12 protein-coding genes are annotated in these 15,567 nt (G+C 51.3%); 7 read left to right on the forward strand and 5 right to left on the reverse strand.

Annotated elements, in window-relative coordinates; all coding sequences use genetic code 11:
- The first annotated feature begins 483 nt into the window (after positions 1–483).
- The gene (locus tag ACYVK4_RS04160; protein WP_461126227.1) at positions 484–2,187 is read left to right on the forward strand and encodes an AMP-binding protein; all 1,704 of its coding nucleotides are present in this window, start codon (positions 484–486) and stop codon (positions 2,185–2,187) included.
- A gap of 127 nt (positions 2,188–2,314) precedes the next feature.
- Here ACYVK4_RS04160 and ACYVK4_RS04165 read toward each other — a convergent pair whose 3' ends face one another.
- Positions 2,315–2,755 (reverse strand): LytR/AlgR family response regulator transcription factor, encoded by a 441-nt coding sequence (locus ACYVK4_RS04165; RefSeq protein ID WP_461126228.1) that lies wholly within the window; start codon positions 2,753–2,755, stop codon positions 2,315–2,317.
- 283 nt (positions 2,756–3,038) lie between these two features.
- On the opposite strand from ACYVK4_RS04165, the gene cysM reads away from it, so the two are divergent.
- From cysM to ACYVK4_RS04185, 4 genes are all read left to right on the forward strand, one after another.
- Positions 3,039–3,911: a cysteine synthase CysM gene (gene cysM / locus ACYVK4_RS04170; protein ID WP_461126229.1), complete on the forward strand. Its 873-nt coding sequence runs from the start codon at positions 3,039–3,041 to the stop codon at positions 3,909–3,911.
- 20 nt (positions 3,912–3,931) lie between these two features.
- A complete protein-coding gene (locus ACYVK4_RS04175) occupies positions 3,932–4,975 on the forward strand; it encodes a quinone-dependent dihydroorotate dehydrogenase (RefSeq protein WP_461126230.1) in 1,044 nt (347 codons plus the stop codon).
- Between the two features lie 105 nt (positions 4,976–5,080).
- A complete protein-coding gene (locus tag ACYVK4_RS04180; protein WP_461126231.1) occupies positions 5,081–7,660 on the forward strand; it encodes an FtsK/SpoIIIE family DNA translocase in 2,580 nt (859 codons plus the stop codon).
- Between the two features lie 142 nt (positions 7,661–7,802).
- Positions 7,803–8,444: a LolA family protein gene (locus tag ACYVK4_RS04185; RefSeq protein ID WP_461126232.1), complete on the forward strand. Its 642-nt coding sequence runs from the start codon at positions 7,803–7,805 to the stop codon at positions 8,442–8,444.
- A gap of 44 nt (positions 8,445–8,488) precedes the next feature.
- On the opposite strand, the gene upp is transcribed toward ACYVK4_RS04185, so the two are convergent.
- Positions 8,489–9,136, reverse strand: a complete 648-nt coding sequence (gene upp, locus ACYVK4_RS04190) for a uracil phosphoribosyltransferase (protein WP_461126233.1) — start codon at positions 9,134–9,136, stop codon at positions 8,489–8,491.
- A gap of 135 nt (positions 9,137–9,271) precedes the next feature.
- On the opposite strand from upp, the gene ACYVK4_RS04195 reads away from it, so the two are divergent.
- Complete coding sequence (locus tag ACYVK4_RS04195; RefSeq protein WP_461126234.1) at positions 9,272–11,065, forward strand: hypothetical protein; 1,794 nt, start codon at positions 9,272–9,274, stop codon at positions 11,063–11,065.
- A gap of 90 nt (positions 11,066–11,155) precedes the next feature.
- On the forward strand, positions 11,156–11,728 hold the full coding sequence (gene lpcA / locus ACYVK4_RS04200; protein ID WP_461126235.1) for a D-sedoheptulose 7-phosphate isomerase: 573 nt from the start codon (positions 11,156–11,158) through the stop codon (positions 11,726–11,728).
- 24 nt (positions 11,729–11,752) lie between these two features.
- On the opposite strand, the gene ACYVK4_RS04205 is transcribed toward lpcA, so the two are convergent.
- The 3 genes from ACYVK4_RS04205 to ACYVK4_RS04215 form a co-directional block, all read right to left on the reverse strand.
- Positions 11,753–14,104 (reverse strand): carbohydrate binding family 9 domain-containing protein, encoded by a 2,352-nt coding sequence (locus tag ACYVK4_RS04205; RefSeq protein ID WP_461126236.1) that lies wholly within the window; start codon positions 14,102–14,104, stop codon positions 11,753–11,755.
- Positions 14,105–14,244: 140 nt separating this feature from the next.
- Positions 14,245–15,000, reverse strand: a complete 756-nt coding sequence (locus ACYVK4_RS04210) for a TPM domain-containing protein (RefSeq protein ID WP_461126655.1) — start codon at positions 14,998–15,000, stop codon at positions 14,245–14,247.
- Positions 15,001–15,097: 97 nt separating this feature from the next.
- The gene (locus ACYVK4_RS04215; protein WP_461126237.1) at positions 15,098–15,532 is read right to left on the reverse strand and encodes a TPM domain-containing protein; all 435 of its coding nucleotides are present in this window, start codon (positions 15,530–15,532) and stop codon (positions 15,098–15,100) included.
- Between the last annotated feature and the right edge of the window lie 35 nt (positions 15,533–15,567).

Below are 15,567 nucleotides of genomic sequence, written 5' to 3' on the forward strand. Positions count from 1 at the left end.
AGTGATGTGGCAGGTTTTCTTGTTACTGGAGGTTACAAAAATTTTCCAATCAGGGCGTCAACACGTACATAATTCAAAATCATTACTTACCTTGCAATTAGTGCATGAAACCAAAAAACGCCGAACACATCTCAGGCCCGGCGTTTCTGCACTCTTTTCTTAACTTAAACGCGTTTTAAGCGTCAGACAAAAGACGCAAAAAATTGGTCTAATGTTGCATATAACCGTCACTTATGTATAAACGGTCTATAACATTTACCAATGGGTAACACATAGTACGCCGGAGCTTGTCAAGTTCCGGCGTTTTGTCTTTCGGACTTCCTACAAGGTATTTGATTCAGCCATCCGTTAAAATAGAACAATTTACTTAGTTTTGTTGTACGCATCAATGAATGCTATACTTATTTCGTTAGCTTAATAAACAGTGTCTGAGGCTACTATACCCGCTAACAGACCTATCTACGTGCTAAACCTACACGCTACATGAACACTAAGTCAACACTAAATCCATATCCCTGGCGTCGTTTTTATCCGCGGGGGGTACCCGACGAAATTAATCCGGATGCTTACCCATCGCTGGTGGCATTGCTGGAAGAAGGCTGCCAACGGTTTACAGACCGGCCCGCCTATGCCTGCATGGGCAAGCAGATCACGTTTGGTGAGCTGAATAAGCTTTCCGAACAGTTTGCCTCGTTTCTGCAAAACGAACTGAAACTTCAGAAGGGCGATCGAATTGCGATTCAGATGCCTAATTGTTTGCAGTATCCGGTGGCCATGTTTGGCGCACTGCGGGCGGGGCTGGCCGTTGTCAACACCAACCCGCTGTATACGCCCCGCGAAATGCAGCACCAGTTTAAAGACTCAGGGGCAAAGGCCGTCGTGATTCTGAGCAACTTTGCCAGTAATCTGGAAAAAATTCTGGATCGTACGGACATTCAGCATGTTATTACAACACAACTGGGCGATTTATTGGGCTTTCCTAAAAAACAAATTGTCAACGCGGTCGTGAAATATGTGAAGAAGCTGGTCCCGGATTACAAGCTGCCTGATGCGATTTCATTTAGCGATGCTCTGAGCCGGGGGAGCAGTCAGCCATTCAAACCGGTGGCTATCCACAATACGGATCTGGCTTTCGTGCAATATACGGGTGGTACTACAGGCGTCTCGAAGGGAGCCATGCTGACCCATCGGAACATTATAGCCAATGTTGAGGGGCAGGATGTCTGGATGAAACCCGGTGGTATTCCCGATGGCGAAGGGGTTATTGTTGCCGCCCTGCCGCTCTATCACGTATATGCCTTAACGACAAATGCGCTGGCGGCTCTGAAAAGCGGATCGATGAACTTATTGATTACGAACCCACGCGATCTGAACGCCTTTATCGACGACCTCAAAAAATACAAGATAACGGCGTTCACGGGCGTCAATACCTTATATAATGGTTTGCTGAACCATCCGCGTATTGGTGAAGTTGATTTCAGCCATTTAAAAGTTACGTCGGCGGGCGGTATGGCTTTGCAGACAGTGGTGGCCGAGCGGTGGAGCAAACTCACCGGCCATACCCCTTGCGAAGGGTATGGACTCACCGAAACGTCGCCCGTGCTTTGTTCGAACCCCATTGACGGGACGGTTCGGGTGGGGTCCATTGGCGTTCCCTGGCCCAGCACCGAAATGAAGATAATTCGCGACGACGGTACCGACGCGCCCATTGGCGAAGCAGGTGAGATCGTTGCCCGCGGGCCGCAGGTATTTAGCGGCTATTACAAACGGCCCGAAGAAACGGCCCAGTCTATGCTGGGCGACTGGTTTAAAACCGGCGACGTGGGTGTCATGAACGAAGACGGCTTCTTTAAAATCGTTGACCGCAAAAAAGACATGATCCTGGTATCGGGCTTCAATGTCTACCCAAATGAGGTCGAAGATGTTGTTGCGCAGTGTCCGGGCGTTCTTGAAGTAGCCTGCATTGGTATTCCCGACGAGAAGTCGACTGAAGTAGTCAAAATCTTTGTTGTCAAAAAAGACCCTGACCTTTCGGCTGACTCGATCAAGGAATTTTGCCGCGAGCATCTGACGCCTTACAAAGTCCCCCGTATTATCGAATTCCGATCGGAATTGCCAAAGTCGAATGTTGGCAAAATTCTGCGGAAACCACTGCGGGATGAAGAACTGGCTAAATTGAAAAAGTAAGTCGAATGCAGCACACGGGAGTTGGTACATAGCCAATGTATAGCAGCCTTAATTCCTGTTTCCTTAAAAGCAGCAAAGCGTTTCCCTTTCCAGGGAAACGCTTTGCTGCTTTTAAGGAAACAAATAACTAGGCCACTGGCTCCAGCGTGTTGAGCATTGACAACTCCTGCTGAAAGCCTTTTACCTGTTTGATGAATCGACTGGCTTTCCGGCGCGACACATCTACCCGGTCGCCATTGACAAGGCTGACACTTAACTGTTGCCGATCGGGATGGATGCCTTCCAGATAGAGAAGATTGATGATATTTTTTTTGTGTGGGCGAACAAACACTTTCGACGCCAGCCGGCTCTCCATTTTTTTCAGCGTTAGCGACACCATCAACTGGCTACCGTCAGAGAAATGGAAGAGGGTGTAGTTGCCTTCGCCTTCGAGTCGCACAATGTGATGCATTGGCATTTTTTTGCGGCATCCCCAGAAAGGAAGGGTGAGATCTGACATCGAAAACTGGCCGGCCAGCTTTTCAACGTTGCCTTTGGTAAGCGGACGAGTAACAATAGTTGCTCTCATGTGGATAATACAGTAAGGGTGTGAATAATTGTCAGGTATGGGTATTTTCTCGCAAAGCCACCTAACCTGTACATCAGTATGAGCAATTTACAAATTTTTCATTATCAAGCTATTATAAGAGAAATAAATTTATTTAGCACCTTAAAAAGAGATGAGCTGCGGTAAAAACACTCCTCACTGCGTTGCTTTTTTCACGGTCAGTTTGTGCTTGAATCACCGCTCTTGCGAACTTATTGAGAGTGTTTCTGCTTGACAGCTAAAAGACAATTTTCATAAAATCAGCATGGCAACCTTGCTCGATTTAGTTGGTAACACCCCATTAGTTGAGTTAAACCGGCTAAATCCCAATCCCAACGTTAGGCTATACGGCAAACTTGAAGGCAACAATCCGGGTGGTAGTGTAAAAGACAGAGCCGCCGTCAGTATGATCCAGGGAGCCCTCTCCCGTGGCGAATTAAAACCCGGTATGACACTCGTGGAAGCCACCAGCGGCAATACGGGTATAGCCCTGGCCATGATCGCACGGCTCTACGATATTCCCATTGAGCTGGTCATGCCGGAAAACTCAACCCGCGAACGGGTTCTGACCATGGAAGCCTTCGGGGCTAAAGTAACGCTGACCGAAACGATCGAAAGCGCCCGCGATTATGCCGAAGCGCAGGTGCAGAAAGGCGGCTTCCTGATGCTCAACCAGTTTGCCAACCCGGATAATTACCTCGCCCATTACCGAACCACCGGACCGGAAATATGGCGTGATACAGCCGGGCAAGTCACTCATTTTGTTTCTTCCATGGGCACCACGGGTACCATTATGGGTACTTCCCGGTACCTGAAAGAGCAAAACCCGGACGTTCAGATTGTGGGCTGCCAACCTACTGAAGGTTCTTCTATTCCGGGCATTCGGAAATGGCCTGTAGAATACTTACCCAAAATTTTTGAGCCCCAGCGTGTAGATCGGGTTATGGACGTATCGGCAGAAGAAGCGACGCTCATGACGCGCAAACTGGCCAATGTTGAGGGGGTCTTTGCGGGAATGAGCAGTGGTGGGTCCGTTCATGCCGCAGTTCGGCTGGCACAGGAGCTTGAATCCGGAGTGATCGTGTGCATCATCTGCGATCGGGGCGACCGCTACCTGTCATCGGACTTATTCGGCTAGATCTAATTATCTTTGTACTCATGTACAAGCATATTATTCTGCCTCTTCTGTTCCGTTTCGACGCCGAGACAATCCACCATACCGTAACCCGTTTGTTGCAGATTGCCCTTTCCATTCCGGGCGTGTCGGCTATTTGCCGAAAAATCTACGTTGTTGAGGATGATCGACTGGCGCGCACCGTTTTCGGCCTGACATTCCCGAATCCGATCGGCATGGCCGCCGGATTCGACAAAAACGCCGAGCTGATCAGCGAACTAAGCGATTTAGGCTTCGGCTTTGTGGAGATCGGCACGGTAACGCCCCGCCCTCAGCCGGGTAATCCACGCCCTCGCCTGTTCCGCCTGAAAGCCGATGGCGGGCTGATCAATCGAATGGGCTTCAATAACAAAGGAGCAGGCCCGGCGGCTGAGCGGCTTCGACACTTTGCCAAAAATCGGAATGGTCGGCGGGTAATTGTTGGCGGCAACATTGGCAAGAATAAAGATACACCCAACGAAAATGCGCTGAGCGACTACCTCATCAGCTTTCGCGAGTTGTTTGATGCCGTCGACTATTTTGTGGTCAATGTCAGCTCGCCTAATACGCCCGGTTTGCGGGACTTGCAGGAGCGTGAACCGCTAACCCGTCTGCTAACGGCTTTACAACAGGAAAACCGCCTGAAACCAGCCCCGAAACCCATTCTCCTGAAAATTGCCCCTGATTTAACGAATGGTCAGCTGGACGACATCATCGCCATCGTTGCCGACACGGGCATTGCGGGCGTCATTGCAACCAATACGACCATCAGTCGCGACGGGCTGGCTACCGATCCCACGGCTGTCGCTCAGATTGGTGCCGGTGGCGTTAGCGGTCGGCCACTACGCGAGCGGGCAACCGAAGTGATTCGGTATTTGCATCAACAGTCGGGCGGAGCATTTCCGATCATTGGTGTGGGCGGCATCGCTACAGCGTCCGATGCGCAGGAGAAACTTCAGGCCGGCGCCAGCCTGGTACAGGTCTATACGAGTTTCATTTACGAAGGACCGGGTCTTGCCAAACGAATCAATAAAGCGCTGCTCATTTAATTACCTACCGTACGGGCCTTTTTTTGCGATTCTACACCTTTTCTTGTCGTAGTTTCTCGTTAAAAAGTGGGAAATTTACCTGTCGCGACCGCCCAAATCCAACGAATGGCACAACCAACCACATCGCCCCGTCAAAATACCCTCCGACGACCAACCGAACGCAATGAACCCCGTCCGCGTGTAAGCCGCGATGGAGGCGCGGCATCGAGTCGTCCCAAGGGCCCTTCCTTCAACTGGGGAGCCGCTCTCGATCGCTGGCTGACCGATCAACGGTCGGCCCTTACGTGGGGGGTCTTACTGATGGGCCTGGCACTGGGGTTAGCGGTCGCTTTTATCTCCTACATAGTCAATGGCGCGTCTGACCAGAGCGTAGTTGGCACGGCTTTTTCAGTACCCCTGGCCGAGAACGGTAATGAAACCCGCAACTGGGTTGGCCTTGTTGGCGCCTACGTAGCGCACGTCTTTGTTTTTCGCTGGTTTGGCGTGGGGGCACTGGCCTTACCCATTATTGTCTTTTTGTCAGGGTACAAACTCACTTTCGGCAGCGAGTTATTACCCTTGAGCCGGGCCACCAAAGCCTTGCTGTTTGCTGCCGTCTGGTGCAGCCTCATGCTGGGTTATATTGTGCTGGTGACCGACTCTGCCGAAACAGCCAGCGTCTGGTGCGGAGGCATTGGCTACGAAGTCAACGTTGCCCTGTATAGCCTGTTTGGCTGGGGAAATCTGGCATTTATCGCCTTTATACTCTTTTTCTTCGTCGTCTACTTCTTCGATGTTCGGTCCATCAAGCTGCCGGATTTCTCACGGCCAGCCGCACCGAGGGCCAAAAGTCGCTCCGACAATCCGCTGCAAACTTATGAAGAAAGCGAATTCGAGCCTGAAGAGGAAGAAGAAGCGAACCTGGACCCTGTCGATGCCGATGACACGGAAAATGTAGCGGCTTATGTACAAGCTGTCAGTCCGTTTGTGTCGAATGTAGAGGTGCCAGAAATTGAAGTCAAACCGGAAACGTCCTCGCCCGATGTAATTGCGCAGACAACCGGTGTTACCTTAACCATTAAAAACCGCGACGCTGTAGCTGACAACACCGAAGAGCTGAGCGCCACACCCGCGCCAACGTTTGAACCGGATCCTTTCGAAGACGATGATCTGGCAGCGGCCCACGGCTTATACGACCCAACGCTCGACCTGCCTCAGTATCAGTATCCGGTCAACGATCTGCTCACCGACTACCCCAACAGCCGCAAAGCGCAGGTATCTGACGATGAACTGACGGTCAATAAAGAGAAGATCGAGAACACCCTGCGCAACTTCGGCATCGAGATCGACTCCATTCAGGCTTCTATCGGCCCAACGGTTACGTTGTATGAAATTATTCCGGCCAAAGGCGTCCGAATTTCTAAGATCAAGAGCCTGGAAGATGACATTGCCTTGAGTTTATCGGCACTGGGTATTCGTATTATTGCGCCCATGCCGGGTATGGGAACCATCGGTATTGAAGTGCCGAACAAGAACCGTGAAATGGTATCGATGCGCTCCGTGATTACCAGCGACATTTTTAACAACAGCAAGTTTGACCTGCCCATTGTGCTGGGAAAGACCATTTCAAACGAAATCTACGTGGCCGATCTGGCCAAGATGCCGCACTTACTCATGGCGGGGGCCACCGGTCAGGGTAAATCGGTTGGGTTGAATGTGTTGCTGACATCGCTGATCTACAAGAAGCACCCGTCGCAGCTGAAGCTTGTGCTGGTTGACCCTAAAAAGGTGGAGCTAACCTTGTTCAATAAGCTGGAACGGCACTTTCTGGCCAAATTACCCGACTCCGAAGAACCCATCATTACCGACACAAAGAAGGTTGTAAACACCCTCAACTCGCTTTGTATCGAGATGGATAACCGCTATAACCTGCTTAAAGATGCGGGGTGCCGGAACCTGAAAGAGTACAACGCTAAGTTCGTAAAACGTCGGCTTAACCCCGAAAAAGGGCATCGGTTCTTACCCTACATCGTTCTGATCATCGACGAGCTGGCCGACCTGATGATGACGGCCGGCAAAGAAGTCGAGCAGCCCATTGCCCGACTGGCGCAGTTGGCCCGTGCCATTGGTATTCACCTGGTTGTGGCTACCCAACGGCCATCGGTAAACGTTATTACGGGTCTGATCAAAGCTAACTTTCCCGCCCGCCTGTCGTTCAAAGTAACATCCAAGATAGACTCCCGTACTATTCTGGATGCCGGTGGTGCCGAGCAGCTGGTGGGCCAGGGCGATATGCTGCTTTCGTCCAACTCCGACATTATTCGCCTGCAGTGTCCTTTTGTCGATACCAACGAGATCGAGGACATCTGCGAATTTGTAGGTAACCAGCGCGGATACGATGAAGCCTATGCGCTCCCTGAATTTGTGGGCGACGAGGGCGGCCAGGGCGACGATAAGGACGTGGACATGGCCAATCGGGACCCGATGTTCGACGAAGCCGCGCGGCTTATTGTTATTCACCAGCAGGGGAGCACGTCCTTGATTCAGCGAAAACTAAAGCTGGGCTACAACCGGGCCGGCCGTCTGGTCGACCAGTTGGAGGCAGCCAGAATTGTTGGCCCCTTTGAGGGCAGCAAGGCTCGCGACGTGCTGGTACAGGACTTACAATCGCTGGAAGAAATCCTGAAACGGCTAAAAGGTGAGTAAATAGCTCTTTCGTCGGTTTCTGCTACCGACAGATCATCGAATATTAAACTTTTCCTCTTACTTTCCCGTCTAAGAAAAACAGGACAGGTGCACAGCGTGTCTGATTCTGTCAATCTCAATCGACAGGTAATATATTTTGATAATGAAGAAAATTGCGTGGATGCTTAGTATGGCGTTTTTGATGACGCTACCTGCTTTTGCTCAGAAAGAGAAACGGGCACAGGAGATTCTGGATGCGATGAGTAAAAAATACAAATCACTGAAATCATACCAGGCGAGTTTCACATTTGCCAGCGTCGGTGCTGGTGCGAAGGAGTCGTATAAAGGTGACTTGACCGTAAAAAATGAAAAATTCCGCCTATTGCTGGGTGGGCAGGAAGTCTTTAACGACGGTAAGACTATGTCGACCTACATTAAGGAGTCCAACGAAGTGAACGTGCAGGATTACGACGCGAGTGCTAATGGCGAGCTGAATCCAACCCAGATCTATACGATCTACAAGCGTGGTTTTGACTATCGTTTCCTGAAAGAACAAAAGCAGGGCGGCCGCACGCTGGAAGTCATTCAGCTAACCTCCGACCGGCCCAAGAGCGCAATTAAAACGGTACAGATTGCGGTTGACAAGGCGGATAAGTCCGTTCGAAACTGGGTGATCATTAATAAAGATGGCAAACAGACGTCGTACACCATCACCAAGTTTACGCCTAATGTCAACGCGCCCGATACGTTCTTCGTCTTCGACAAATCAAAATACCCCGGCGTAGAAGTCGTAGACCTGAGATAAGATGTAGGATGTAGGATATATTCACTCCTACATCCTACATCCCTTCACACTTTTCCTCCAAATGCCAGGTCGCCCGAATCGCCCAGACCGGGAACGATGTAAGAGTGCTCATTCAGATGGTCGTCAATTGCCCCGAGCCATAAGTGGCATTGAGGTAGTTGCTGCTGTACATGCCGCACTCCTTCGGGGCTGGCAATGATGGCGGCAATGTGCGTTTGAGCAGGGATGCCATAACGCAGCAGCGCATGATAAACTTTTTCGAGCGAACGGCCCGTCGCCAGCATAGGGTCGCAAAGGATAAGCGTTTTACCACTCAGGTCAGGGCTGACAATATAGTCCATCGCTATCTCGAAGGTATCGCTATCTTCTGAACTGTAGCCTCGATAAGCACCCGCAAAGGCGTTCTCAGACTGGTCAAAATAATTAGCAAATCCCTGGTGAAACGGTAGCCCTGCCCGCATAATTGTCGCCAAAACGGGCTGTTGTCGAAGCACTTGCGTATTAGCAATGCCCAGGGGCGTTTGTACGTCGAGGGTCTGATAAGACAATGTCTTTGAAATTTCATACGCCATCAATTCACCAAGCCGTTCCAGATTCCGACGGAATCGCAGTCGATCCTTCTGAATTGTTACATCGCGAAGTTCAGCCATATATTGGTTGGCCAGGGAGGGTTGTTGCGTAAACACAAACATAGTTTGGGGGCTTCTTTGACTGTAAATTAGCCGCAAGGTTGGCGTATATCCAAACCAATTGGCTAATTTAAGCGGCCCGTAACCTATAAAACGTCACATAGACAACCCGAATACCACCGCCAGTCAGTCAGTTACATGCGCATTAACGTTTACCTTTTCTATTTTCTACTGCTTTCCTTGTCTGTTCAGGCGCAGAGCCCCTTTGCTCCTCTCAATGCGGATTATTACCATATCATCGACCGGCTGGAGATTCGGCAAAACAAATGGGCGGAGGGGTTTCACAGTTCCGTAAAGCCCTATAACCGGCATAGTATCATTCAGCTAACGGATAGCGTGGCGGCCCACCCTAACCGGGACTTTTCAGATACGGATTATTTTAATTTCGATTATTTACGGGATGACAGTTGGGAGTGGGTCGCTCCCTATGACTCACTCAAACCGGATCCCTTTACCAAGCACCTCGTTCGGCCCGCGTCACCCGGCGATAGCAAGCGCCCTTTACTAAAGTATTTTTACCACAAGAAGGCGGACTTCTATAGTTTACAGACCCCTGATCTAGACCTTCATATCAACCCTGTTGTTTATTTTGGTGGAGGCCCTGAAAACACGTCCAGCCAAACGAATGCTTCACTGACCGGCAACCAAATGCTGTTTGTGAACACAAGGGGTCTGGAAGTACGGGGCACCATTGGGCGCAAGCTGGGCTTTTATACCTACTTCGCCGATAATCAGGCGATTTATCCGGAATACATTCAACGATATGGGGAGACCTATGGCCAGACCTATAATGCAGCGGGGACATTACAGGTAACGGCACCGGGCGAAGGGTTTGTCAAGCCGTTCGGGACCCGGGGCTCCGACTTTCTGACGGCGCGTGGGTATATCACGTTCAATACCCTTAAAGTGATCAATATCCAGTTTGGCCACGATCGCAATTTCATCGGTAACGGATTTCGATCAGTGCTTCTGTCCGACAATAGCCCGGCTTATTTATTTCTGAAGCTATCCACGAAACTTGGTCGTCATATTCAATATACCAATCTGTTCACGTCGCTGCAAAACACGCAGACACCCAGAGTGCTGGACAGCAAATTGATTCCGCCCAAGTTTGCGGCCATGCACCACATCAGTATAAATCTGGGCAACCACATGAATCTGGGCGTCTTTGAAGCCGAAGTATTCAGCCGTGATCGGCTCGATTTGAGCTATCTGAACCCAATTATTTTATACCGGTACGTCGAATCCAGTTTGGGCAGCAGCGACAATGCCTTTGTGGGCCTTGATTTCAAGGCAAATTTCCTGTCGCATTTTCTGGTTTACACCCAGTTCATGCTGGATGAATTTCGGTTGAGACCCCTCCTGGCTCGCAAGGGCGACTGGACCAATAAGTTTGCGGTTCAGTTAGGCGTCAAGTACATCGATGCCTTTGGCGTTCCCAATCTGGACCTGCAACTGGAAGGAAATCTGGCCCGCCCCTATACGTACTCGCACGAAGCCTCCCCAACCGTTACGTCGGGACAAACGAATTACGCGCATTATAGCCAGCCGATGGCTCACCCGCTGGGTGCCAATTTTATGGAAGGCATTGGTATTGTCCGCTATCAGCAGAAACGTTTTTCGGTCAATGGTACGTTCAGCGTCATGATGAATGGTACCGACCCGGCCGCCGATATTAATTATGGCGGTAACATTTTAAAAGATTACACCTTCCGGATCCGGGAGGAAGGCAACTTTATTGGTCAGGGACGGCAACGGATTGTTACCTATGCCGATATGCGGGCTTCCTACATGATCAAGCACAATATATTTCTGGAAGGCCGCTATCTCTACCGTTATCAGGACAGCCAGTACCGGCCTGATCGGTACATTGACCAGGTGGCCAGTTTTGCCCTCCGCTGGAACCTCGCCTACCGGAGCTGGGTATTTTAGGAGTCTTACCCGTGATAAAGTCATAAGTCGTCAGTAAGTTTACGTCTCCGTAGCTTGATTACCGGCCACTTTTCATTGACAACTTACCAAATGCTTGATATTATTCGCCAGGAACTCGCCGAAGCTCAGTCTGTTTTGGATACGTTCCTTAGCAACCCAAGTCATCTTTCGGCTATCGAACAGGCGGCTATTCTCATGGCTGATGCCCTGAAAAACGGCCGTAAAATTATTTCCTGCGGCAACGGCGGCTCCCATTGCGATGCGATGCACTTTGCCGAAGAACTCTCCGGCCGTTACCGCGATAACCGCCGGTCACTGGCCGCTATTGCTATTTCAGACGTCAGTCACCTTTCCTGCGTAAGCAACGATTATGGGTATGAGCACGTCTTCTCGCGTTTTATTGAAGGATTAGGCAACGAAGGCGACGTCCTGTTGGGCTTAAGCACGAGTGGTAATTCGGCCAATGTTATTCGGGCCGTGGAAGCCGCTCGCCAGAAAGGCATGAAGGTGGTTCTGCTCACCGGCAAAGACGGGGGCAAGCTCGCCGGTCAGGCCGACGTTGAAGTCCGGGTACCTCATTTCGGCTATGCCGACCGCATTCAGGAGATCCATATAAAGGTGATTCACCTGTTTATTCTGCTGATTGAGAAGCAGGTCATTTGAAACCGCACGGGTAGCCCGTGCGGTTTAGAACTGCTTTAGATAGGACAGCTTACCGATAACGTGCTGCTCCCGCTGCCGGTCGGAGGTTCGGATGGAACCCGCATAGGTACCACTGTTGTACACAATGTAGAGGAAGGACAGTGGCTGAAATTCCCAGGCCAGCCGAACATTCCAGGCATTCTTCTCATTGAATGTATTCCGCTGGAAAAAGCTGATCAGCTGCAAACGCGGGTTCACCGCCATCCGGCTTTCTACACTATAGAGTGATATGGTGCCGGTATAACCACCTACTTTCTGGAAATCGTTGGCTTCGGCAACGAGCGTAAAGGCCGCATGCGGAACGGGTGCCAGCATGAGGGTAGCCCGGCCATAAGTCAGGCTGCCGTCGTAATACCGTCCCGTTTCGCCATTAAACTGAAACGACACTTTCTTCGACGGGTCCGTACCGAACATCATGGAGTAGCGGGTATACTGGTATCGGTCAGACTCGATCGCCAGCCCCAGCGGGCGATAATCGCCATCATCCAGCCGCTGGAAGGTCGGATTGACGAAAAGGCCCAGGTTACCTCCATTCTGAAACGTTAGCCAGATGGGATTGAAATTATACTGTGCTTCCTGCAAATACCCTGTCGACGCTTTGTGGTAAAGCTCCATAAACGCCCCCGGTTCAAAGTTTCGTACCCATTTGGGTAGCCACTTCCCGCGATTGACCATATACAGCCCCGGCGTTGTAGCGATAACATCACCGCGTGATATAAAACCCATTTCGGGGTTGAAGTCCCGGGTAACGAGCGATTGCGTCCACCATCCAACCAGCTGGTTCGTTCGGTAAACGAACTGGCTGTAGGCAGCAATACCCTGATCCCGCCCCCCCGAACTCATCGAGCCGGTCAGCATGGTACTGAACGTCCACTTCTGATTCAGCCGAAAGAAACCGTCGAGTGCCAGGGTACCGTTTTGCCGACTGCCCACGCTATCTGTGCCATGCACATTCTTCAACGTAAAGAGCGCGCCAATGCGGTTTTGCTGACCAACATTTTCTACATAGCGCCCAACGGCGAAATCGGTCGTCGGGCTACCCGGAATACCCCGCTGGCGGATAACCATGCCCCCATAGTTCCGGTTAATTGACCGGTATACCAGTCGGGCACCGGCATCGATCGGCACCGGTGAACTGGTGCCATCGGGGAGCGTTGCCAAGCCAATCGTCCGGCTGAAAAAGGGCCGGATAACCATACTTCCCCCTTCGCCTGTGTTTTTATTACCCGCCAGGCCAGCCCCGAACAAACTGGCATTCTCCAGAAAAAATGCTCGCCGTTCGGGAAAAAGGACGGAAAAACGTGTGAGGTTATTTACCTGCCGATCGACATCAGCCTGGGCAAAATCAGTGTTCAGGGTCAGATCGAGAACGGTGTTGGGATTAATTGCCCACTTGGCATCGCCACCCAGTTTTAGTTTGGTGCGCTGGTCATAGCCGACCTCTGACCCGTTATAGCGGTCGTCACTCACTAAAACATAAGGCTGAACCCGAATATTCGGCGAAGGTGGGGGCGGCTTCAGCCCCGTAATCAACCCTGCATAGGCCATCCGACTCGATGTAAACGCCCTGGGGAAAGGCGACCAGGCGGACAACTCGTTGGAGTACCGGCGGTTCCGGAAAAAATTGATTCCCCACGACTGAACCGAATCGGCAGAAGACGCATACCGCAGCGTTTGCCAGGGAATCTGCATTTCGGCCACCCAGCCCGAATCGGTTCGGGTCGTGCGTACCTTCCAATAGCCGTCCCAATCTTCATCATACAGCAAATCATCGAAAGAAAGCAGATCGCGCTGAGTGCCGTGCGGATTTGTCGCAAAACTCATGGCATTGCGCTGGTCGTTGAAGCCGTCGATGGATACGCCGAACAAATCGTGCGACCGGTTGCTGAAGTCCCGCTTGAAGTTAGGCACCCGCAGGGCTTTCCGACCCAAAGGGTCATGATTGATAGCCGATATGTAGAGATACTGGCGGTTGTAAAGTACCCGAACGTCGGTAGCATACGTAGCGGGGCGCCCCTGTTGGGGATCGACCTGCACAAACCGGCGGGCCAGCCGGCTTTGCTGCCACTCAGCCTCATCCAGCCGACCGTCGATTTTGAGCCGGTTCTTTATTTCAACGGCCTGAATCCTTCTGGGCTTTACCGCTGGCGCAAAGATGACCGACTGGCCCGTAGCCGGGGTCTGATCAACCGGCACATCCTGCCCGTCATCTCGTGCGGTATCGGACCGCACTGAGGCCGACGCGGCAGCATTAGGGGCAAGCGGGTTGGTCTGGGCAGTTACAGAAAAGGGTAAAAAGAAGAAAAGTAGAGCGTTACGGGCAATAAAGGAGAACATAAAGGATGGATGACTTAATCGACAAAACTACTTGTCGTCATCCATCCTTTGCTCATTTTTTCGTTGAACGGCTCGTTAGGCCCATCCATTGGTAGCGCTTCAGCAGGCAGTTACCCACTCAACGGATTGACGGTTAGACATTAGTAGTCGCCACCGGCACCACCACCACCGAAACTACCACCTCCAAAACCACCGAAGCCGCCACCGCTGCTTCCTCCGCCAAAGCTGCCTCCACCACCGGAGCCACCCCAGCCGGAGTAGGTAGAGGTCGGGAAAAAGACAGGCATGAAGCCGCCACCCCGGCTGTTATTGCTTCCCCCACCCTTGTTTCGGCGCACAATGATGAAGATGATGATGATAAAAATGATCAATATAAAAATGAACGATCCGCCGTCATCACCAGAGTCTAAATTGGGGTCAGCTTTATATTCGCCACTGGCGCGCCGTATAATTTCGGTGGTCGCTTCGTCCAGTCCCTGAAAATACTGCTCCTGTTTGAAAGCCGGAGCAATGGTGTTGGTAATGATTCGTTTGGCAATGGCATCGGGGATGGCTCCTTCCAGACCATAGCCGGGCGCGATAAATACTTTGCGTGTTTGCGTGGCCCAAGCCAGCACCAGACCGTTATTCTTTCCCTGCTGACCAACACCCCACTTACGGCCTACCTGAAACGCAAAATCGCCAATGGGATAGGGTTCAGTGGTTTTGACGATAACGATCGTGATCTGGGTAGACGTAGAGTCATTGTAAGTACGCAGCTTCTGCTCCAGCTGCGATCGTTCAGAACTGCTCAGAATACCTACAAAATCGTTGACCAGACGGGGTGGGCTTGGTTTGGCAGGAATGGCGGCATCAGCCGATGACCCGCTGTCTGTTGCGGTATCCTGCGCTTGCATGGTAGCAACGGGCAGGCTGACGAACAGAAAAAACAGCAGCCAAAGGCGCAACTGTTGATGAATATAAGTAAAAAGGGAAGGTACGTTCACGGCAGTGTCAGTCAAACGAGATATCGTCGGCGAGTTCGTTAACGTCGTCGCTGGCGTAAGGGAAGTACTTTTTTAGTTGTTGCCCGGCCCGTTCGATACCCGCACTCAGCCCTTCGGCATAGTTTCCGGCAGCAAAGTGGGTTCGGAGCAAATCTTTGGTACTCGTCCAAAAATTGTCGGGTACTTTGGCATCAATGCCTTTGTCGCCCAGTATCGCGAACTTCCGGTCGGTATGAGCCAGGTAAAACAACACACCATTCTGTTCTTTCGTCTGGTGCATGCCCAACTGGGCAAACACTTCAATAGCCCGTTGAACAGGGTCGGCATGAACACAGTGTGGTTCAACATGCACCCGGATTTCACCCGAGGTCGCCTTTTCGGCCTGCCGGATGGCTTCCACGATACGCTGTTGCTCGTCGGGAGTGAAGGGATTGGATTGCATAACAGGATGGGTGAAGTAAGTAACGTAAGTCGATC

Source organism: Spirosoma aerophilum, assembly GCF_054782495.1.

What these genes read in the sequence shown, in the direction of transcription:
- ACYVK4_RS04160 (WP_461126227.1), top strand. Translation starts at nt 484, where the DNA reads ATGAACACTAAGTCAACACTAAATCCATATCCCTGGCGTCGTTTTTAT.
- ACYVK4_RS04165 (WP_461126228.1), bottom strand. Translation starts at nt 2,755, where the DNA reads ATGAGAGCAACTATTGTTACTCGTCCGCTTACCAAAGGCAACGTTGAA.
- cysM (WP_461126229.1), top strand. Translation starts at nt 3,039, where the DNA reads ATGGCAACCTTGCTCGATTTAGTTGGTAACACCCCATTAGTTGAGTTA.
- ACYVK4_RS04175 (WP_461126230.1), top strand. Translation starts at nt 3,932, where the DNA reads ATGTACAAGCATATTATTCTGCCTCTTCTGTTCCGTTTCGACGCCGAG.
- ACYVK4_RS04180 (WP_461126231.1), top strand. Translation starts at nt 5,081, where the DNA reads ATGGCACAACCAACCACATCGCCCCGTCAAAATACCCTCCGACGACCA.
- ACYVK4_RS04185 (WP_461126232.1), top strand. Translation starts at nt 7,803, where the DNA reads ATGAAGAAAATTGCGTGGATGCTTAGTATGGCGTTTTTGATGACGCTA.
- upp (WP_461126233.1), bottom strand. Translation starts at nt 9,136, where the DNA reads ATGTTTGTGTTTACGCAACAACCCTCCCTGGCCAACCAATATATGGCT.
- ACYVK4_RS04195 (WP_461126234.1), top strand. Translation starts at nt 9,272, where the DNA reads ATGCGCATTAACGTTTACCTTTTCTATTTTCTACTGCTTTCCTTGTCT.
- lpcA (WP_461126235.1), top strand. Translation starts at nt 11,156, where the DNA reads ATGCTTGATATTATTCGCCAGGAACTCGCCGAAGCTCAGTCTGTTTTG.
- ACYVK4_RS04205 (WP_461126236.1), bottom strand. Translation starts at nt 14,104, where the DNA reads ATGTTCTCCTTTATTGCCCGTAACGCTCTACTTTTCTTCTTTTTACCC.
- ACYVK4_RS04210 (WP_461126655.1), bottom strand. Translation starts at nt 15,000, where the DNA reads ATGCAAGCGCAGGATACCGCAACAGACAGCGGGTCATCGGCTGATGCC.
- ACYVK4_RS04215 (WP_461126237.1), bottom strand. Translation starts at nt 15,532, where the DNA reads ATGCAATCCAATCCCTTCACTCCCGACGAGCAACAGCGTATCGTGGAA.